The organism is Hydrogenophaga sp. L99, assembly GCF_058731905.1.
Genome location: NZ_CM178972.1, coordinates 2244515 through 2263785, shown reverse-complemented (window position 1 = coordinate 2263785; position 19271 = coordinate 2244515). Strand labels below are relative to the sequence as shown.

The 19271-nt window shown below is 63.7% G+C and carries 21 protein-coding genes; 10 read left to right on the top strand and 11 right to left on the bottom strand.

The annotated features are described in order from the left end of the window. Positions 1 to 23: 23 nt before the first annotated feature. The 6 genes from AC4QBL_RS10855 to AC4QBL_RS10830 all read left to right on the top strand — a co-directional run bounded on the left by AC4QBL_RS10855 (position 24) and on the right by AC4QBL_RS10830 (position 5755). Positions 24 to 830: a quinoprotein dehydrogenase-associated SoxYZ-like carrier gene (locus tag AC4QBL_RS10855; RefSeq protein WP_472906892.1), complete on the top strand. Its 807-nt coding sequence runs from the start codon at positions 24 to 26 to the stop codon at positions 828 to 830. After that, positions 827 to 1819, top strand: a complete 993-nt coding sequence (locus tag AC4QBL_RS10850; protein WP_472906891.1) for a quinoprotein relay system zinc metallohydrolase 1 — start codon at positions 827 to 829, stop codon at positions 1817 to 1819. Before AC4QBL_RS10855 ends, AC4QBL_RS10850 begins: the two co-directional genes overlap by 4 nt. 319 nt (positions 1820 to 2138) lie before the next feature. Further along, positions 2139 to 3857 (top strand): PQQ-dependent methanol/ethanol family dehydrogenase, encoded by a 1719-nt coding sequence (locus AC4QBL_RS10845; protein ID WP_472906890.1) that lies wholly within the window; start codon positions 2139 to 2141, stop codon positions 3855 to 3857. A 158-nt stretch (positions 3858 to 4015) separates the two neighbouring features. After that, on the top strand, positions 4016 to 4339 hold the full coding sequence (locus tag AC4QBL_RS10840; protein WP_472906889.1) for a c-type cytochrome: 324 nt from the start codon (positions 4016 to 4018) through the stop codon (positions 4337 to 4339). Then, positions 4315 to 4881, top strand: a complete 567-nt coding sequence (locus tag AC4QBL_RS10835; protein ID WP_472906888.1) for a hypothetical protein — start codon at positions 4315 to 4317, stop codon at positions 4879 to 4881. The genes AC4QBL_RS10840 and AC4QBL_RS10835 overlap by 25 nt, the downstream gene beginning before the upstream one ends. A 73-nt stretch (positions 4882 to 4954) precedes the next feature. After that, a complete protein-coding gene (locus AC4QBL_RS10830; RefSeq protein ID WP_472906887.1) occupies positions 4955 to 5755 on the top strand; it encodes a tetratricopeptide repeat protein in 801 nt (266 codons plus the stop codon). Positions 5756 to 5788: 33 nt separating this feature from the next. On the opposite strand, the gene AC4QBL_RS10825 is transcribed toward AC4QBL_RS10830, so the two are convergent. From AC4QBL_RS10825 to pqqA, 9 genes are all read right to left on the bottom strand, one after another. Further along, the gene (locus AC4QBL_RS10825) at positions 5789 to 6397 is read right to left on the bottom strand and encodes a hypothetical protein (RefSeq protein ID WP_472906886.1); all 609 of its coding nucleotides are present in this window, start codon (positions 6395 to 6397) and stop codon (positions 5789 to 5791) included. A gap of 146 nt (positions 6398 to 6543) precedes the next feature. Next, positions 6544 to 7068: a hypothetical protein gene (locus tag AC4QBL_RS10820; protein ID WP_472906885.1), complete on the bottom strand. Its 525-nt coding sequence runs from the start codon at positions 7066 to 7068 to the stop codon at positions 6544 to 6546. 18 nt (positions 7069 to 7086) lie between these two features. Then, a complete protein-coding gene (locus AC4QBL_RS10815) occupies positions 7087 to 7698 on the bottom strand; it encodes a DUF2135 domain-containing protein (RefSeq protein WP_472906884.1) in 612 nt (203 codons plus the stop codon). Continuing rightward, positions 7673 to 8452, bottom strand: coding sequence for a hypothetical protein (locus AC4QBL_RS10810; protein WP_472906883.1), 780 nt, complete (start codon positions 8450 to 8452; stop codon positions 7673 to 7675). The genes AC4QBL_RS10815 and AC4QBL_RS10810 overlap by 26 nt, the downstream gene beginning before the upstream one ends. 2 nt (positions 8453 to 8454) lie before the next feature. Then, on the bottom strand, positions 8455 to 9591 hold the full coding sequence (pqqE, locus tag AC4QBL_RS10805) for a pyrroloquinoline quinone biosynthesis protein PqqE (protein ID WP_472906882.1): 1137 nt from the start codon (positions 9589 to 9591) through the stop codon (positions 8455 to 8457). Beyond that, the gene (pqqD, locus tag AC4QBL_RS10800; protein ID WP_472902028.1) at positions 9575 to 9838 is read right to left on the bottom strand and encodes a pyrroloquinoline quinone biosynthesis peptide chaperone PqqD; all 264 of its coding nucleotides are present in this window, start codon (positions 9836 to 9838) and stop codon (positions 9575 to 9577) included. The genes pqqE and pqqD overlap by 17 nt, the downstream gene beginning before the upstream one ends. After that, positions 9835 to 10569, bottom strand: a complete 735-nt coding sequence (gene pqqC, locus AC4QBL_RS10795; protein WP_472906881.1) for a pyrroloquinoline-quinone synthase PqqC — start codon at positions 10567 to 10569, stop codon at positions 9835 to 9837. The genes pqqD and pqqC overlap by 4 nt, the downstream gene beginning before the upstream one ends. Before the next feature lie 11 nt (positions 10570 to 10580). Beyond that, positions 10581 to 11498 carry a pyrroloquinoline quinone biosynthesis protein PqqB gene (gene pqqB, locus AC4QBL_RS10790; protein ID WP_472906880.1) on the bottom strand — a complete coding sequence of 306 codons (918 nt, stop codon included), beginning with the start codon at positions 11496 to 11498 and terminating at the stop codon, positions 10581 to 10583. A gap of 88 nt (positions 11499 to 11586) precedes the next feature. After that, positions 11587 to 11661, bottom strand: coding sequence for a pyrroloquinoline quinone precursor peptide PqqA (gene pqqA / locus AC4QBL_RS10785; RefSeq protein ID WP_068167214.1), 75 nt, complete (start codon positions 11659 to 11661; stop codon positions 11587 to 11589). A 98-nt stretch (positions 11662 to 11759) separates the two neighbouring features. Between pqqA and AC4QBL_RS10780 the strand changes: the two genes are divergently transcribed. Then, positions 11760 to 12866: an alpha/beta fold hydrolase gene (locus tag AC4QBL_RS10780; RefSeq protein ID WP_472906879.1), complete on the top strand. Its 1107-nt coding sequence runs from the start codon at positions 11760 to 11762 to the stop codon at positions 12864 to 12866. A 185-nt stretch (positions 12867 to 13051) separates the two neighbouring features. Continuing rightward, positions 13052 to 13933, top strand: a complete 882-nt coding sequence (locus AC4QBL_RS10775) for an MBL fold metallo-hydrolase (protein ID WP_472902032.1) — start codon at positions 13052 to 13054, stop codon at positions 13931 to 13933. Positions 13934 to 13960: 27 nt separating this feature from the next. On the opposite strand, the gene AC4QBL_RS10770 is transcribed toward AC4QBL_RS10775, so the two are convergent. Then, on the bottom strand, positions 13961 to 16036 hold the full coding sequence (locus AC4QBL_RS10770) for a sigma-54-dependent Fis family transcriptional regulator (protein WP_472906878.1): 2076 nt from the start codon (positions 16034 to 16036) through the stop codon (positions 13961 to 13963). Positions 16037 to 16480: 444 nt separating this feature from the next. Between AC4QBL_RS10770 and pedF the strand changes: the two genes are divergently transcribed. Both pedF and AC4QBL_RS10760 read left to right on the top strand, forming a co-directional pair. Further along, positions 16481 to 16978 (top strand): cytochrome c-550 PedF, encoded by a 498-nt coding sequence (pedF, locus tag AC4QBL_RS10765; RefSeq protein ID WP_472906877.1) that lies wholly within the window; start codon positions 16481 to 16483, stop codon positions 16976 to 16978. A 113-nt stretch (positions 16979 to 17091) separates the two neighbouring features. Then, positions 17092 to 18009 carry a substrate-binding periplasmic protein gene (locus AC4QBL_RS10760; RefSeq protein WP_472906876.1) on the top strand — a complete coding sequence of 306 codons (918 nt, stop codon included), beginning with the start codon at positions 17092 to 17094 and terminating at the stop codon, positions 18007 to 18009. Between the two features lie 16 nt (positions 18010 to 18025). Here AC4QBL_RS10760 and AC4QBL_RS10755 read toward each other — a convergent pair whose 3' ends face one another. Next, entirely contained in the window at positions 18026 to 19162 is a 1137-nt protein-coding gene (locus tag AC4QBL_RS10755) for a helix-turn-helix domain-containing protein (RefSeq protein ID WP_472906875.1), read from the bottom strand. Positions 19163 to 19271: the final 109 nt, after the last annotated feature.

Below are 19271 nucleotides of genomic sequence, written 5' to 3'. Positions count from 1 at the left end.
TCCCAACGACAGGAGACAAAACCATGATCAAGCTTGTGCAACGGCGCCAGTTACTCGGCTGGGGACTGGGCGCGGGCCTGCTGTCGTCCCGGGGCCTGCGAGCGGCCGAGGACCACACAGGCGGTGATCCGCTGGGGTCGATGCAATGGCCCGGCTTGCGGCGGCATTTCCTGGGCGAGGCGTCGATGCGCTTTTCGGACCAGGTGGTGGTCAAGGGGCCGGCCTTTGCCGACGATGCCATGAATGTTCCGATCCAGGTCGATGCCCGGGCACTGGCGGGCAGCGCTGGCGGCATTCGGCGCATGCTCGTGGTGGCCGATCGCAACCCCGTGCGCGAGGTGCTGGACTTCGCGCCAATGCGGTCCCTGCCGGTGCTGGCGTTCAGGCTGCGGCTGGAGCAGGCTTCGCCGGTGCGCGCCCTGGTGCAAACCGCCGATGGCCAGTGGCATGTGGGCGGCACCTGGGTGCAGGCCGCCGGTGGCGGTTGCACGGTGCCCGGGGCTACCCGGGCCGACGGCAGCTGGAGCCAGACACTCAACCAGGTGCAGGCGCGTTTCTTCAACAACGTGCTCGAAGGCAGCAGGCGCTTGCGGCTGCGGGTGATGCACCCGATGGACACCGGTCTGGTGGCGGGTATCCCAGCGTTTCACCTGGAGCATCTGGAGTTGCAAGACGCGACCGGGCAAGCCTGGTGGAGGCTGGGCCTGCACGAGCCGGTGTCTGAAAACCCCGTCATCACGTTTGAAATGCCGCCCCAGGGCGTGGGCCATCTGCGGCTGGTGGGGCGCGACAACAATGGCAACCGCATCAACGTGGAGCTGCTGTCATGAAGGGCGTGTTGCTCGCGGGTTTTGCCGCCGCAGCCTGGCTGGTGGTGCCACCCCTGCAGGCGCAGGCGGTGGCGGCAGCACCGGCGCACGTGCCGAGGCCCGATATGGCCAAGCTCGACTACGACCTGCAGGCGCGCCAGATCGCGCCACGCACCTGGGTGATTGAAGGCGCGGTGGACGACTTCAGCCGACAAAATGGCTGCAACATCATCAACACCGCCTTCATCGCCACCGGTGCCGGGGTCGTGGTGGTCAATACGGGGCCGTCCCGTTTGTATGGCGAGCAGCAGCGAAAGCTGATTGAACGCACCACCCAGGAAACGGTGGTGCAGGTGCTCAACCTCAACCTGCATCCGGACTATTTTTTCGGTAACCAGGCCTGGGCCAACCGGCCTGTGCAGGCGCTGCCCGGGAGTATTGCCGGCATGCAGGCCGAGGGAGCCGCCTATGCCGACAACCTCTACCGGCTTTGCGGTGACTGGATGAAGCAGACCGAGTCAGCGCCTGCGGCGCAAGCGTTGGCGCCAGGGGTGCGCACGCTGGGGCAGCACCGGTTGGAACTGATCCGGCTGTCGGGCCACACGGCAGATGACCTTGTGCTGCTCGACCACAGCACCGGCGTGGTGTTTGCCGGTGGGCTGGTGTTTGCCGACCGTGTGCCCACCACGCCGCATGCCGACTTTGAAGCCTGGCAGGCCAGTCTGAACCGTCTCGAAGGCCTGCTTGCCACTGGCGGGTTTCGCGTGGTTGTACCCAGCCACGGGCCGGTGCACGAGGGCCGTCGAGGCATTGCCCAGACGCGCGACTGGATCGACTGGCTCAACGCCCACATGAAGACGCAGGCGGAGGGTGGCCTGGACCTGTTGGAGGTGCTGGCACTGCCAGTTCCGCCACGTTTCGCAGGCTGGGCGGCGCAGCCTGTGGAGTTGTACCGAACGCTGACGCAGTGGTACCCCGGCTTCGAGCAGCGGGCCTTGACAGGGCGCTGACCCGCACGGCAGCTGCCCCTGGTTGTGACGTGCCAGCGGGCACCTGCCAGGTGTCACAAGCGATACACCGGCACTGCGCCATTTTTGAGCAGTGTCACCGCCATTGAAGCTTGAGAGCTGTGCAGGCTGGGGCAATTGCGCCCGTCCTCCCGGTTTCAAGGCGCGGTCTCCAGGCAAAGGTGTCACCGGAAAGCCTGGCACAGATGTTGCGCAATATGGGTGTGCAACCTGGGAGCTGGAGGCCTGGGAAGTTCGCCACCGGCCGGGCATCGCGCTCGGCTTCAGTCATCAACCTCGTGAATGAGCAGGAGACAACACAATGAAACGCAAGCTACTGAGCCTTTTGATCCTGGCCGCCACCGCCCACGCCAGTGCGCAGGTGACCGATGCCATGATCGCCGACGATGCCAAGACGACCGACAGCGTGCTGAGCAATGGTCTGGGCACCCAGCTGCAGCGCCACTCGCCTTTGACCAACATCAACGCCCGCAACATCAACCGGTTGGTGCCCACCTGGTCGATGTCTTTTGGCGGTGAGAAGCAGCGCGGCCAACAGTCGCAGCCGCTGATTCACAAAGGCAAGATGTTTGTCACCGGGTCGTATTCGCGCATCTTTGCGCTCGACTCCAAGACCGGCAAGAAGCTCTGGAAGTACGAGCACCGTTTGCCCGAAGGCATCATGCCCTGCTGCGACGTGATCAACCGCGGTGCTGCCCTGTACGACAACCTGGTGATCTTCGGCACGCTGGACGCGCAGCTGGTGGCGCTGGACCAGGAGACCGGCCGTGTGGTGTGGCGTGAGCGCATCGACGACTACAGCGCGGGCTACAGCTACACCGCTGCACCGCTGATTGCCGAAGGCTTGTTGATGACGGGCGTTTCTGGCGGTGAGTTCGGTGTGATCGGTCGCGTCGAAGCCCGTGATCCCAAGACCGGCAAGATGGTTTGGGTGCGCCCGGTGGTCGAAGGCCACATGGGTTTCAAAGACGGCAAGGAAAACGGTATTTCCGGCACCACCAACGCCACATGGCCTGGCGAGATGTGGAAAACCGGCGGTGCGGCCACCTGGATGGGTGGCAGCTACGATCCCAAGACCGGTCTGGCCTATTTCGGCACCGGCAACCCCGGTCCTTGGAACAGCCACCTGCGCAAGGGTGACAACCTCTACTCTGCGTCGACCGTGGCGATCGACCCCAAGACGGGCAAGATCGTGTGGCACTACCAAGGTACGCCCAACGACGGGTGGGATTTTGACGGCACCAACGAGTTCATCACCTTTGACATGGATGGCAAGCGCGTGGGCGCCAAGGCTGACCGCAACGGCTACTTCTATGTGAACGATGCCGCCACCGGCAAGCTGGTCAACGCCTTCCCGTTTGTGACCAAAACCACCTGGGCAACCGGCATTGACCTCAAGACGGGGCGTCCAAACTTTGTGCCAGAAAACCGGCCAGGTGACCCGGCAGGCACGGGTGGTGATGGCAAAAAGGGTGCGTCGGTGTTTGCAGCCCCCGCGTTCCTGGGTGGCAAAAACCAGATGCCCATGGCTTACAGCCCCAAGACGGGTCTGTTCTACGTGCCGACCAACGAGTGGGGCATGGAGATCTGGAACGAGCCGGTCACCTACAAGAAGGGTGCCGCCTACCTGGGCGCTGGTTTCACCATCAAACCGCTGTACGACGACTACATCGGCTCACTCCGTGCGATCAACCCCAAGTCCGGCAAGGTCGAATGGGAAGTGAAGAACGAGGCGCCGCTCTGGGGTGGCGTGTTGACGGCGGGTGATCTGGTGTTGTGGGGCACACCCGAGGGGTACCTGAAGGCAGCAGATGCCAAGACCGGCAAGATCGTCTGGCAATTCCAGACCGGTTCCGGCATCGTGGCACCGCCGGTGACCTGGATGCAGGACGGCGAGCAATACATCAGCGTGGTTTCTGGCTGGGGTGGCGCCGTGCCGCTGTGGGGTGGCGAGGTGGCCAAGAAGGTCAACTTCCTCGAGCAGGGCGGTTCCGTCTGGACCTTCAAACTGCTGAAGTGATTGGCAGTCTGTGCCGCTCAGCGGCATCCCCTTGAGTGGGGGCCCCACCTCGGACCGGCCAGGCTGGATCCTTGGTGCGGGCTGGTTTGGGGTCTCTTCGCATTTTTTGCAGCGACAGGACCCCCATCCTTTTTCATTCTTTCTTTGGTGTTTTTGATATGCGTACTTTCTCTATCTTCACCGCCGGCTTGCTTCTCGCTGCGGGCGCCGCGCATGCGGTGGACGAAGCGGCAACCGTGGAACTGTCCAAGAACAATGGCTGTATGTCCTGCCACTCGGCCAAGGAAAAAATTGTGGGCCCGTCCTTCAGCGCCATCGCTGAAAAGTACAAGGGTGACAAGGACGCTGCGGCCTCGCTGGCCCAATCCATCCAGAACGGCAGCAAGGGTAAATGGGGCCGCATTCCGATGCCGGCTCACCCAAGCATGAGCCCTGCCGACATCAAGACCCTGGCCCAATGGGTCATGACGGCCCAACACTGATCGCGCTGGCCGCTGCGCTCTCGCTGAGCACTGCCGCGGCACAGCCGGTGCTGCCCGAGGGCGAAAAATCCCTCGTGGCCGTGACGCGTGACGGAAATCGAACCCCGATTGGCAAGGTCGTTTTCACAGCGCTTGATGGTGGGCAATCGGCGTTTCGTGTGCAGATGGACCACACGGTGATGCGGGATCACTTTCTCTCCATGCGCGAATTCAAATGCCTGCCCGCCGCGCAGGAAATCAGCTGTTTCGTGCCTTACCCCTACCCGCAGCCGGGAACCGTGAGCGCCGCCAACTTCGCCTGGCTGGAGCACAGCCTGCTGTTCTTTTACAAGCAACCCGCTGACTTTGGCGCCAAGCTCTGGAACGGCATGATCTTCAGGTTCAGCCTGACACCGGCGGGCCTGGTCGGTACGCCGCAGGCGGTGGATCTCAACCGCATCGGTGCGCCGCCGGAAAATCCCAACCAGCCGCCTTTCGGCGCCATGGATCGCGACGATTTCACCCCCGGGGCGCGCTGGGTGCAGGAGCTTCGGATCGAGTGATCCGGCAGCACGCCCCATCTCACCGGTACCCCTCATGCTCCCTGCACGGTTCACAACGCTCCCGGCTTGGGTCTTGGCGGTCTTGCTGGCGAGCGCCACAACGGGCGCTATTGCGCAGGACAGCGACCGCGCCGACTGGTTGCGCAACCCGGCCATGGGCAACTACAAAGCGTATGCCGAGTTCAAAATGGCCAACTACGCCTTTGCTCGCGAGGTGTGGGAAACCTTGGCCGAGGTAGGCAACGGCGATGCGCTGTTCAACCTGGCCATCCTGGCCGAAGATGGTCTGGGCGAGCCGCGCAACATGCGCAAGGCCGAGGCGCTGTACACCAGCGCCGCTCAAGCGGGCAATTTCAAGGCCCAATACCGGCTGGGCATGCTGTACAGCGCAGGGGTGCAGCTCCCGCGCGATGTCGAAAAAGCCCGTGTTTACCTCACGCTCGCAGCCCAGGGCGGCGACAAGGATGCCTTGAGCACGCTGGCCACGCTGGGCCAACCCCCGGAGAAGCTGAGCCCCTACCAGCGTGCCGAATGGCTGAGCGCCAGCGGGCAGCACGCAGAGGCTGCCGGGCTGTACCGCCAACTTGCTGAGGGAGGCGATAGCCGCGCCCAGACCCGTTTGGCCTGGATGTACGAGGCCGGTCGGGGAGTCGACCGCAGCTTGCCCGAAGCGGCCAGGCGCTTCGAGCAGGCTGCAAGGGCGGGCAACGCAGAGGCGCAATATGCCCTCGCCGTGATGCACCGAACCGGCCGTGGCCGCGAACGCGATCTGGCGCAAAGTGTCACGTGGTTGCGTCTCGCCGCTGCACAAGATTACCCGGCGGCGGTGGCGGCGTTGGCCTCGACCGCGGGGGCTCAGTCAACGGGGCGCTGACGTGTCATGGCCCGCCGCGTTCGCTGGGTCGCACTACCTGGCCCATTCAGCGCGGAGCAGCCCGCCGACCAAAAAGCCGCTGGGCACTTTTTCTTCGCGTTCCAGTTTCACCAGGCCCAGGCCTTTGCAATACCACTCGCGGCTGATCAGTGGCACGTCGGTGAAGCCGTTCACCGGGTCGGTGTAGAGGTTCAGGCGGGCCTCGCCCCTCACGCGAAGGCAGGGGCTGAGTGTGCTGCCGTCGGCAAGCTTCACCACATCGTCCACCGCCTCGATGCGCCAGATCATCTGTGCCTTGTGGGTGTATTTGAGGTCGCGGGGGTGCTCGTTTTTGCGCTGGAGCAGGTAGGGCACGGTGGGGGTGGTCCATTCGGTGCCCACCTGGTACGGTGCCTTAAGCACCCAAACCGGCTCGGCGTCTGCGGTGGGGTCGTTGTCGAGGTCCGACTGCGTCGCCACCCGACGGATCCCCTTGGTGTCTGCCAACAGAAAGTAGCTGATGCCAGCCGAGTGGCGGCGCACGGCCACCGGTTGTTCCTGGAAGGTGGCGTGCGCCTGCACGCGCAGCGTCCATTGCTCGGCCTCGCGCGGCTCGTCCATCGCGTAGGTGACCGCCAGAGTCTGCTCATCGCCTTCACGCAACGGAAACCATTCGTTGCCCCTGTCAGGGTCGGCGCACCCCGAAAGCAAGGCCAGCGCCAACCAGACTGGCGCGAGGCCGCAGACGCGACCCCCTTCAGGCTGAAAATGAGGCAGGGGGAAGACGCCAGGCGGCGCAAGGGCTGCCTTCATTTTTCGGGCAACTGCGCACGCGGCAGGTCGCTGAGCTTGATCTGCAGCTGGTCGTTACCTGCGGGGCGCAGCCAGGGCAAACCGCGGGCACCGCGCACGGGCTCCACGGAGCCCATCTGGCTGTTGCCGTCCCGTGCTTTCTTCAGGCCATCGTTCAAGATGCCTTGCAGGTCTTTCTGGTAGGGCAAGCGGAAAGCCCGGGGCATCTCCACCGGCCGGTTGTCCTTCATGGGGTGCACCCAGATATGGATGGCACCTGCATGGCCGCGCGCCGGGCTGGGTTCATCAAAAACAGCGGAGAGCAGCAAAAATCGCTCGGGGAGTTGGTCTTCGGATGGCCATCCCGAGAGACCCTTCAGGGTCTGCTGCCCCAAGGGGTAAAAACCGCTCACCATGACCACCATGGCCAGCTTGACGCCCCAGTGCCAGCGGGTCGACAGACACAGCACCAGCAGCAAAAAAGCCAGCAGGGCGTACACCAGCCCCAGCCACAGCAGCTCGGAAGAAACAGCAGGAATCATGGGGTGGGCTTTTCAGGGTCAAAGGCCTGCGCGCTGGACGATCTCGAGCGGCCGGGTGTTGAGGTCGGTCACGCGGCCTGCGTCGTCAATGGAGAAACGAACCATGGTGCGCTCGTCTCCCGGTGAGGGAAGGCGCTGTGTGCCGGTGAAGACGATTTCCGCCTGGGGGTTGACCTTGATGATGGTGGCGGTGACGTCCACGGGACTTTTGTCGTTGCTTTCGTAGTAGTGGGCGTTGACCACATACTCGCCCGGAACCAAACCGCGCAGTGTGACGATTTCCTGGCGCACGGTGCTCTCGATGAGGCGACCGTCGACAACGACACTGCTGTTCTTGGCGCCGCGGTCGTCGCGGTCCAGATGCAGCATGCCTGCGTCGCGCTGGCGGAACCACAAGGTTTTGCCGCCGGGCTCCAGCACCCAGGCGTCCACATCGTTGGGGTTGTTGTCGGGCCAGGAGATGGTGACGATGAATTCGGCCTTGGCCGGCACATCGCCAGCCTTGCGGGCTTTGGGGTTGAACGCGAGCAGGGCGATGACAAAACAGAAGACGAAGGCGATCAACATGTTGAACAACATGTCGTAGAACGGATCGGTCTCGGTGTCACGAGCCGAGCGACCGATCGCCATCGGGGGACTCCTGCGGTGGGTGGGTCGTGGGCGCGGGGCTGTTGGACAGCGTGTCGGCCACGAGGGCATCGGCAAAGCGGTCGAGCCGCATGAGTTGCAGGCCGAGCAAGATGTTGCCGGTGAGGCCGGTCACGGTGGTGAGCAGCGCGATGCCCAGACCGCCTGTGAGGTTCTTCAGCAATTGCGACGACTGGCTGGCGTCGAAGCTGTCCATTTGCCCAAGTTGCAAAGCGAGGATGGAGAAGCCAATCACCTTGCCCAGCAGCCCGAGCTTGAGCTGGATGCCGTTGAGCCACCAGGCCATTTCGTGTGGGCCGTGGGCGCGCTCCCCCAGCACCTGCAGCCAGATGGTGTGGTCGGCGCCGGGCCGGGTGCAGCCCTGGTGGTACTCAGCGCTCCAGCCGGTGGGTAGCGCAGTAGAAGATGCTGCGAGTTGTGCGTCCAGCAGCAGGCGCTGCTGGCCCAGCACCCAGGCGCGCCGTCCAGCCCAGGCCGAGCAGCCCGCAAAGAGCAGCACGATGGCCACCGTGAGCCCCGTGGGGTCGGCTTGCACCAGGCGGTGCCAGGCGCCCGCTTGCCACAGCAGCCAGGCGCCAAACACGAGCAGGCCCATGTAAGCCAGCCAGAGCAGGAACAGGCCGTACGCCATGCGCTCCAGCGCCATCGGGCGCAGGCTTGCGCCAGGAATGCGGCTGGCCAGCGCGGCGCCAAGCATGCGGTGGTGTTGGGCGCTGGCGGGCGTGGTTGCGGGCATGTTCAGTTCGAGGGATGCAGCAGGCGCGATTCGTCGTCGCTGCGGAACACGATAGGGATGCTGCGTCGCGTGGGTGCCTGCATCACCAGCTGCACCACCTTTTCGTGGTGCGGTGACTTGCTGCACACCGGGTCGGCCTCGGTGGCGTCGCCGGTGATCAAAAAGGCCTGGCAGCGGCAGCCGCCAAAGTCTTTGTGGCGCTCATCGCAGGTGCGGCAGGGCGCCTTCATCCAGCTGTCGCCACGGAAGGCGTTGAACGCGTTGCTGCGTTGCCAGATCTCCGCGATGGGCGTGTCTTTCACATTGGGCAGTTGCAGGCCGGGCAGGTCGCGCGCGTTGTGGCAGGGCATGGCCAGACCGTCGGGTGCGATGGACAGGAACACCGAGCCCCAGCCGTTCATGCAGGCTTTGGGCCGCTCTTCAAAGTAGTCGGGCACGACAAACAGCACGCGGGTTTTGGGTCCGGTCTGGCCTTCCTGCTCGGCGCGAAAGCGGTTCACCACGGCTTCGGCTTCTTGCAGCGCCTCGCGAGTGGGCATGAGGTGGTCCCGGTTGACCCAGGCCCAGCCGTAATACTGCGTGTTGGCGAGTTCCAGGTATTCAGCTTCCAGCGCCACCGCCATCTCGATGATCTTGCCCACGTGCGGCAGGTTGTGCCGGTGCAGCACACAGTTCATCACCATCGGCCAGTCGTGCGTCTTGATCAGCTTGGCCACGCGCTGCTTGAGCTCAAAGGTTTTGGTGTGGCTCAAGAAGTCGTTCAGCTCTTTGGTGGAGTCCTGGAACGAGAGCTGCACATGGTCGAGTCCGGCGTCTTTGAGCTTTTGCGCACGGGTGGGCGTGAGGCCCACGCCGGAGGTGATGAGGTTGGTGTAATACCCCAGGCGGTGGGCTTCTTGCACCAGTTCTTCCAGGTCGTCGCGCAGCAGCGGTTCACCACCCGAAAACCCGAGCTGCGCCGCGCCCAGCTTGCGGGCCTGCTGCATCACGTCCACCCACTGCTCGGTGCTCAGTTCGCTCTTGACGCGGGCGTGCTGCGTGGGGTTGTAGCAAAACACGCAGTGCAGCGGGCACTGGTAGGTGAGCTCGGCCAGCAGCCACAGGGGCTGCCCGATCGCGGGGTCAGTCAATCCAGCCACGGCGCTGTCCTTCTTCGAGGAGCGAGCTCACCTCGGGCGCGATGCCTTGGGCGTTGAACGCGGCTTCAAGTTCGTGCACGATGGCGCCAATCGTTCGCTCGCCGTCGCAGCGCATCAATATCTCAGCAGCGCTCGGGTTGAGCTGCACCATGCCTTCGGGGTAAAGCAGGACCCAGCGGTTTTGTGTTTCCTCAAACTGCAGCCGAAAGCGGCGCGACAGCTTGGGGCGTTCGGGCAGCGTGCTCATTGCTGGCTGGCCTTTTCAATGGCATCGAGCATGGTCCACAAAATGTCCAGCTTGAACTGCAAGATGTCGAGCGCGCGGTGCTGCGCAGCGCGGGTGGTGAAGTGGGCGAGCGTGACCTGCAGGCCGTGTTCCACGTCGCGGCTGGCCAGTGGGATGCGGCTTCGAAAATAACCCAGTCCGCTGGGCTCGATCCAGGCGTAGTGGGTGGGCCAGGTGGCCAGGCGGTCTTTGTGAATCTGCGGCGCGAACATTTCGGTGAGGGACGAGCAGACCGCTTCCTGCCAGGGCGCTTTGGCCGCGAAATTCACATAGGCGTCGCAAGCAAAGCGCACCGCGGGCACCACGTGTTGCAAAGACCAGAGTTCTTCACGCGAAATGCCCACGGCCTCACCCAGGCGCGTCCAGGCTTCAATGCCGCCAGCGGCCGAGCCCTCAAAGTCGCCGTATCCGTCGTGGTCCAGAATGCGCTCGGCCCACAGGCGGCGGTGCGCGCGGTCGGGCATGTTGGCCAAAATGGCGGCATCCTTGCGAGGAATGCAGATTTGGTAATAAAACCGGTTGGCCACCCAGCAGCGCAGTTCGTCGGGCGTGCAGCCGCCGGCGTTCATGCGCACATTGAACGGGTGGTGGATGTGGTAGCTGCGGCCTTTGTCGCGCAGCTGTGCTTCAAACTCAGCGGGGCTCCAGGCGGGCAGGTGGTTGTCGGGGCGGATGGCTTGTGCGATTTCCATGGCCGGGCTCTTCAGAACGTGATGTCCATGCCATCGTGGGCGACCTCGATGCCGTGAGCCGTGAGCTCGGCACGCTCGTCGGAATCTTCCACCAGCATGGGGTTGGTGTTGTTGATGTGGATGAGGATTTTGCGCACGCCAGCGGGCAGCCGGTCCAGCTGTTCGATCATGCCCCCATGGCCGCTTTGCGGCAGGTGGCCCATGTCGAGCGCGGCCTTGGTCGACAGGCCCAGGCGCTGCATTTCATCGTTGGTCCAGAAGGTGCCGTCCACCAGGACCGCACTGCACACAGACATCAGCTCGATGAGCGCGGGTGTGACTTCGGCCAGACCCGGCGCGTAAAACGCGCGCTGCCCCGTGGCGGGGTTGCGCAGCAAAAGGCCAATGTTGTCACCCGGGCGGGGGTTGCCTCGAAACGGAGAGTACGGAGGCGGCTTGGACGAGAGCGCCACGGTCTGCACCTGCAGGCCGGGCATGCCCGGCACGTCGACCGTGCTGCCGTCAATCGGCAGATCGTGGGTGTTGACACCGCAGTAATGCGACAGGATTTTGGTGATGGGAAAGCCGGCGGAAATGTCCGAAAACACTTCGGGCGTGGCCAGCAAGGGCAAGGGCGTTTGCCGCTCGCGCAGCATCAGCAATCCGGTGACATGGTCGATTTGTGCATCCATGAGCAACACGGCGGCGATGCCACTGTCGCGGATGGCGCGGGCGGGCTGCAAAGCGGGTGTGGCGCGGATCTGGGTCAACACGTCGGGAGACGCATTCACCAGCAGCCAGTCGGCTTCGTTCACGCTCACCGCGATGGACGATTGCGTGCGGGCGCTGACCTTGAGGGTGCCGCGGCGCAGGCCGTCGCAGTTGGGGCAGTTGCAGTTCCACTGGGGAAAACCACCGCCGGCCGAAGAGCCCAGAACCCGGATGCGCATAGACTGACCTGTCACAAAGGGAAAGAAAGAGGAAGAAAAAAGCGCACGCGTTGTTCACCCGTGCGCCTGGTTGCAGATCGGTGCTGGATCAGCGGTTGGCGATGTACATCGTGATCTCGAAACCGAAGCGAAGGTCGGTGAAAGCGGGGGTGGTCCATTGCATAGTCAGGTCTCCAAAAGTGGGTTGGCATGAAACATGTCTGCAAACTTGTCAGCACCACTGCACATCAAGCCGCGAGGTTATTAAGCAATATAAATGCCATGAAAGTCCAACCTAGGGTCAACCCTGAGCCTGCGAAGCTTGCCGTTCGCGGCAGTGCCTGGCCAGCGCCGCGCTACCTGTCGGTGGGCCGGGGGCACCACATGGCATGGCGTGCTGTGGGCAACCCCGCCGGCGAGCCCTGGTTGCTGCTGCATGGAGGCCCGGGCAGCAGTTGCCAGCCCGGTATGCTGGCGCCGCTGGACCTGGCGCGCCAGTGGGCCATTGCGCCCGACCAGCGCGGCTGCGGTGCCAGCCGCCCACAGGGCAAAACCACGGCCAACACCACCCCTGCCCTGGTGGCCGACCTCGAGGCGTTGCGGGTGCACCTGGGGGTGGAGCGCTGGGCTGTGCTGGCCGGTTCGTGGGGCACGGTGGTGGCCCTGGCTTATGCGCAGGCGCATCCCGAGCGGGTGAAGCGGCTGGTGCTGCGCGGTGCCTTTGCGTTGCGGCGGTGCGAAGTGGGGGGCTTGTTGCAGCCCAGCCCTGGCGTGATGCGCAGCTTGGGTGCGGAGCCCCATTGGCCCACCTCGGCGGGCCATGCTTTGCCGCCATTGCTGGCGCGGCTGAAGCAACTGCTTCAATCTGGAACACCCAGTGTTGCATCGTTGCGCGTGTTGCGGCGCTGGAACCTGCTGGAAACCGAGGCCGCGGGCCGGGGCATGCGGCGCAGCCTGCGCCACGCCATGCAAGCGCCAGGCCGACAGGAGCCTGTTTTGGCGACTGCCATACGACGCGGCTGGAGTGCGCTGCATCGCCAGCAGCGGCGGGCCCAGGCCGAAGTGAAGCGTCCGAGCATGAATCAAGCTGACCAGCGGTCTTTGAACAAATTCCGCATCCAGTCGCACTACTTGTTGCATCGGGGCTTTGTGCGGCCGGGCGGGCTGGACCGGGCGGTGCTGAGCCTGGCCCAGCAGGGCGTTGCGGTGGACTGGGTGCACGGGCGGTTTGACGCCATCTGTCCGCCCGCCAACAGCCGCAGCTGGGTCGCCCTGGGGCAACGCACAGCGCCTGGGGCAGTGACCTTGATGGGGCCGTGTAGCGGGCACCTGGGGCATGAGCCCGACATGCTGAGTGCTTTGCGCGTCCGTGTACGGAGCACCAGGTGATGGCATTCAGGCGCTCGCGCTGGGGGCGCAGCAGGTTCTGGGCCTTGGTTCTGTGGGCTGCGGCTGCCCTGTGGCCCACGGCATACGCAGGTACGCCCGCTGAAAGTTGCGAGGCTTCCCCAGCGGTGCCTTGGCAAGCCCTGGCTCCCGGTGTCTGGGTCTGGCACCCTGCGGCTCAAGGGGAAGTGTCGGCACTGAATGAAGGACATGTTGCGCCGACCACAGCGCTGGTGGCGGGCGCACACGCACTGGTGATCGACCCGGGGCCCAGCCAACGCCATGGCGAGCGTGTGCGCAGCTCGTTGGCGTGTCGTTTCGGCGCCGAGGTGCAGTGGATCGTCAACACCCATGCCCACGCGGAAAACGTGCTCGCCAACTCAGCGTTTGCCGATCGGATGGTCGCCGGACAGCTGACGGTTTGGGCCAGCGAAGCCACCCGCACGGCGATGCAGCAGCGCTGCCCGGGTTGCCTGGCCAGTTTGACGGCGCGTGTGGGGGTTGCAGCCATGGCGGGCACCCACATCGTTTTGCCCACCCACACTTTGCAAGAGGGGCAGCGGTTGGTGCTGGGCCCCTTGGTGCTGGAGGTGATGCCGGTTGAGCGAGGGCACACCGAAGGGGATCTGGTGCTGTGGAATGCCGAAAACCGCCTGTTGTGGGCTGGCGGCTTGGTGTACGGCGAGCGCATTCCGGAGCTGGCGCAGGGCCGGCTGGACGGCTGGCTGGATGCGCTGGACCGTCTGCAAGCGCTGGGCCCAACCCAGGTGGTGGCCACGGTGGTGTCGGTTGCCGCAGACCCGGGACAGGCGCCTTCAGCGCTGCTGGGCACGCGGGCCTATTTGCTGGCGTTGCGCCAGGGTGTTTTGCGCGCCATGGACGAAGGCCGTCAGCCGCAGGAGGCGGGTGTGGTTGACTTGCCTGCTTACCGATCTTGGGCGGGCTACGCCGAACGCCATGCCTTCAATGTGCAGCGCGCCTGGCGCGAACTGGAGCCGGTTTGGATGGAGCAGGGTGCTCACAGCGCCGTTCCGCTTCCGGGGCAAATGCAGCCTCTTCAGGGGCAGTGAGTCCAACGCTGCGGGTGTACCGCGTGGCTAGCCCAGCACATCGGGGGGTAGCTGGTCTTTCTTGCGGTAGATGGTGTTGCGCGACACGCCCAGCGCCTTGGCGGCGGCCGACACATTGCCCTTGTGCAGCCGCAGCATTTGCGCCATGGCACCGAGCGCCACGTCTTGCAGCCGGTGCCCTTCTGGCTCGGGCATGGCCGTGGTGTCTGAAGGGCTGGACTGCAGCGCCTCAGAGGCAAACATGTGCATGGGCGGGGTCAGTCGGGTTTCAGCCGGCCCGTGTTCCAGTTCTTCCATGAAATCGTCGGGCAGGTGGTCAAAAGCGATCTCACCCTGACAGCCCACCATCACCACGGCTGTACGCAGCAGGTTGTGCAGTTGCCGGAAATTGCCGGGCCAGTGGTAGCGTTTGAACACGCCCATGACCTCGGGCGAGATGCCCACATGCTCTCCGTTTTCACACAGCGACTTGAGAATCTTTTGCACCACCAGGTCGAAGTCGGACCGCTCGCGCAGCGCAGGCAATCGCACCACCAGTCCATTGAGGCGGTAGTAAAGGTCTTCCCGAAACTCGCCCCGGGCGATCATGTCTTTGAGGTTTTTGTGGGTGGCGCTGACCACCGCCACGTCCACATCCACCTCTTTGCCTGCGCCCAGCGGGCTGACTTTGCGCTCTTGCAGCACCCGCAGCAGCCGCGCCTGCAGGTGCTTGGGCATGTCACCGATTTCGTCCAGAAACAGGGTGCCGCCATGGGCTTGCAAGATCTTGCCAATGGAGCCTTTTTTGCGCGCACCGGTGAAGGCACCTTCTTCGTAGCCAAACAGCTCCGACTCGATCAGCGTGTCTGGAATGGAGGCGCAATTGACCGACACAAAGGGCTGCGCAGACCGGGTGGAATCGCCATGAATGGCTTGCGCCAGCAGGTCTTTGCCGGTGCCGGTTTCGCCCAGGATCATGATGGGAATGTCCCGCCCCGAGACCATGCGCAACTTGTGGATCACCGACGACACCTGCCGGTCACCCGTGTCGAGGTAGTGCAGGGAGGAAAACTGCATTTTTTTACCTGTTTGCTTCAGGGGCGCGGGTGCAGAAGCGGCTGTGCCGGGTGCATCGCCAGAACGCATGTCTGCGGGGCTGGACATGCCTTGTGCGGTAGCACTGGTCACCGAGCCTGACCATGCGTTGGCCGCCTTGGCTTTCATGCGGCACCACACCGACACGCCGTTGTGCAAACAGAGTTGTTTCGGGTTGGGCAGCGCACCGCTGAAGCGTTCGAAGAGCGCCGACACCGACATGCCGAACAGCGACGAAAACGTGTGTGCCTTGAGCGCGCTGTACGGCAGCCCCATCTGGAACTGCGCGCTGCGGTTGGCCGAAAGGAACCGCCCCTCGGGTGAGAACACCGCGATGCCCTCCACCAGCGTGCCCAGAAATTCCGATCGCGTGTGAAAGTGGATGCGGATGGCTTTGGGGAAGATGTCGGCAAACATGTGGTTTTCGATCATCTGCGCCGACATGCGCACCAGCGCCAGCGTGTGCTGGTGCACGCTGCGGTGGTCTCCGGTCACGTCCAGCGCGCCAATGACCTGGCCATAAGGGTCAAAGATGGGGGCCGCTGAACAGGTGAGGAATTTGTTGGCGTTCAGGTAGTGCTGGCTGCCGTGCACCGTGAGCGCTTCTTGCTCGGTCAGGGCGGTGCCAATAGCGTTCGTCCCTTTGTTTTCTTCAGACCAATCCATGCCCGGGGTCAGCGCCACCTGTGAGGCTTTTTCAAGGAAGTCGGTGTCGCCCAGCGAGTGCAGCACCATGCCACGTGCCGACGTCAGCAGCACCATGCTGTGGGTGTTGACGATCTGGTCGTACAGGGTCTCCATGACGGGCGCCGCGTGCTGGAAAAGAAACTTGTTCTCCTCCAGCACGTCGGCCAGTAGCCCGCGTCCGGGGCTGGAAAAATCGGGTTCGTCCTGTGCCGACAGGCCGTGCGCGAGCGAACGCCGATGCGACTGAGAGATCAAGCCCGCATCCGTGCCTTTTAGGTCATTGGACATGTTGTGGCCACCCTTCGGGCGGCCCATGCCGTGCATCTGCATCCCGCCGTTCATGTCGTCTCCTGCTACCGGGGTCAAGGTGTCCCAGGGATCCATTCCCCACGGCAACATCTCATGAGATGTGCCCGTCGAAGACGGATCAACTTTTTTGATTTCTTGCATTTCATTGTCCTCGCATCTGTGTCAGGGATCAACACAGGCTTTCCCTTGGTTGCTCCAGACCGTGGCGCTGGAGTGTTCCAGACAAAGCAAATTGCTCGCCACAGGCGCGCCCACCCCATGTGTTGGCTCACAGCGGGCTGCGTCTGTACCAGGGGGAGATATTTCTGCTTCAAATTGCAACACTGGTGTTGCGCGATGGCTCTTGTCTAGCGTGTAACTGAAACCTTCTCGGGGCGCTGGCAGGGCGTTGCTTTGGCCCAAAGTGTGCCTGGCCTGCATATTGCTGAAGAGGGTTGCGTACCCGTTTTTCAGCTTTCAGTCTTCGGAGACAAACCCATGAAATATCCCATCCATTTTCGTATCCAACTTCTGGGCCGCTGGGCCCTTGGCCTGGCCTTGTGTGCGGGTCTCGCCGCGGTGGTCCATGCCCATGGGGATGTCACCCCCCAGGCGGTTGACACAAGCACGCTGCCCAAGCTGGGCGAAAAATGGCTGGACAGCAACCCGTACACCACCGGCGCACCGGAGTACAAGGAAGCCTTGCGCATCGGTTCCTCGGCCTACAACCAGAACTGCGCGCGTTGCCACGGGCTCGAAGCCATCTCAGGGGGTATTTCTCCTGACTTGCGCAAGTTTGACCAAGAGTGCACGGGCATGGCAGACGAAGCCAAGAAGAAGGCGTGTTTCAAAGAAATGGACGAGTTCTATGTGGCCACCGTGCGCCGCGGTCGTGTGCGGGATGGACGCGTCTACATGCCACCCTTTGAAAGCACCTTGTCGCAGGAAGCCATCTGGACCATCAAGGCCTACCTCGAAACGCGTCGCGAACCCTGATGCCCTCTGAGTGTTTGCCCGAGTGCGGCGGGTCCGAGTGGATCCCGGCCGTCTGGGCAGGCTAGAGCACCACTTCCAGGCGACGATTTGCCCAACCCGCACAGGAGACCAAATTGAACCAGCACGACACCCCCGCCCCCCCATTGCCCAGCGGCGGCTCGGCGTACCCGAGCCGCCGTCAGGTGCTTGCCGCTGCCCTGTGCTCCACCGTGGCGCCCTTGTCATTGGCCCAGCGGCCTGACGATGGTGAGCCTTCTGAGTTCGAGGTCATCAAACAGCGCGGATCACTCATCGTCGCCGTCTACAAAGACAACGAACCCTATTCCTACGGACCGCCCGCCAACATGCAAGGGCTCGATATCGACATTGCCCGTGCTTTGACGCGTGAAATGGGCCTGGGCCTCTCCCTGCTGCCTTTTCAGGCGGCGGAAGACATGCATGGCGATCTGCGCAACATGGTGACCCGAGGGCACTACCTGGGCCATGGCCCGGCAGATCTGCTGATGCGCGTCCCTGTTGACATGCACCTCATGATGGCCGATCGCCTGGCCTTCATTTTCGGCACCTACCAGAAAGAGGTTCCCGTTTTGCTGGTCGACCGTCGGCGCTTGCAACGCGTGGAGACCCCAGACGACCTCAAAGGACTGCCCCTGGCAGGAGAGCGCGGCATGGGCCTGACCTCTGCAATGTTGGGCTACGGCGGCGGAATATTGAAAGATCAGGTTCGCTTGTTCGACACCGGTTTGCTGGCGGCGCAGGCGGTGGTGGATGGCACGGTGGCCGCAGCCTATGTGACCCGTGCCCAGGGCGAGTACGTGCTGGCCCGCCTTGCTGCTTCACCTGCCCATCTGGGTATAGAGGAAATTAAACTGGGCAATCTGGTTGATCGTGGCTGGCCGGTGGGTGTCGCGATCAAGTCGCGCAATCGCCAGCTCCGGCTGCTGGTGGAAGAGGCTTTCCGCCGTCTGCACGCATCTGGAGAAATGCTGGCCATTTTTCGACAGAACAAGCTCACGCTCACCACAGCCTGAGGGCAACCCTTTCGGGTCAGGCGGGACCGCCGGGACGCTTGCTACTCAGCTTGCGGTAAACGGTGGCACGGCTGATGCCGAGCGAGCGGGCTGCTTCCATCACATTGCCGCGCGCGTCTTCCACCGCTTTGCGTATGAGTGCCGTCTCGACGTCTTTCAGCGGCAAGCTGGTGTGCCTGGCTGGTGGCGGGTTCTGGGGTTGGGCTCGGTCGTTGCTCAATCGACTCCACACCGCCAGACGCAGGCCCGACCACAACGGCAGTTCACGCGCAGCGCTTGCGCTGCGGGCGTCATCAAACAGCGTTTCAAACGGCACCGCAAACACGTCGCTGCAATGGGGCCAGGGCGCGCCGGGTGCCAGGGTGAGCATGTCAGCGGCGGCGCGGTTGGTGCCGGTCACAAAGCCGTCGGCGTCCACACAGACCAGACCAGCGCTGTCTTCGTCGGGTGAGCTGCCGGGCCAGTGGATGCGCAGCAGCAGCTGGTGGGGTTGCGCCAGTGTGAGTGCGTTTTCAATGCGTCTGGCCGACTGCGCCACCAGGTGTTTGAGCGCCGGGCGCTCGGCCACATGGATGCCTGTGAGATCGAGCATGCCCACGCAGCGGCCGTCGGGACCAAACAGCGGTGCACCGGCGCAGCTGTAAATGCCGGTGTCGTCAAAAAAGTGTTCTCCGCGGTGCAGCCACACCGGTTGCAGTTCGGCCAGGGTGGCGCCAATGGCGGTGGTTCCCACCGCCTGCTCAGACAGGTCCACACCCACACGGGCGATCAGGCTGGCCTGCGGGTTGTGGCGGTCCACCGGGCCGTTCACGTCAATGACCACGCCTTGTGCGTCGGTCAGGATAGCGAAGTAGCGGGTGTCTGCCATAGCCCGCGCGAGCGACTGAATGACGGGAGCTGCCGCGTGCAGCAGCGGACGGCTGGCCTCAATGGCGCGGTGCGTGGCCGGCGCGGAAACCGCCTGAAAAGCCAGGGCCTGCTGCGGGCGAAAACCTTGGGCCAGGCAGCGGCGCCAGGAGCGGTCGATCCAGGGTTCCACCCAAGGCGCCGCGTGCAAGCCGCCTTCACTCAAAACCGCACGCCGTGCGCTTTCAATCAGGGCCATGCGGTCGGTGGTGGTTGCTGTGCCGGGCGGTAGCGGGCTTGTGTTCATGCCGTGTCTCTCTTTGTTGTTCGGTCGTCTGCGACACCGTTCAAAGCAGCATCAAGTATGCCAACTCCGTGCGTGTTTCATTTTGAGAATTTCATGAGAAGCGGGGTAG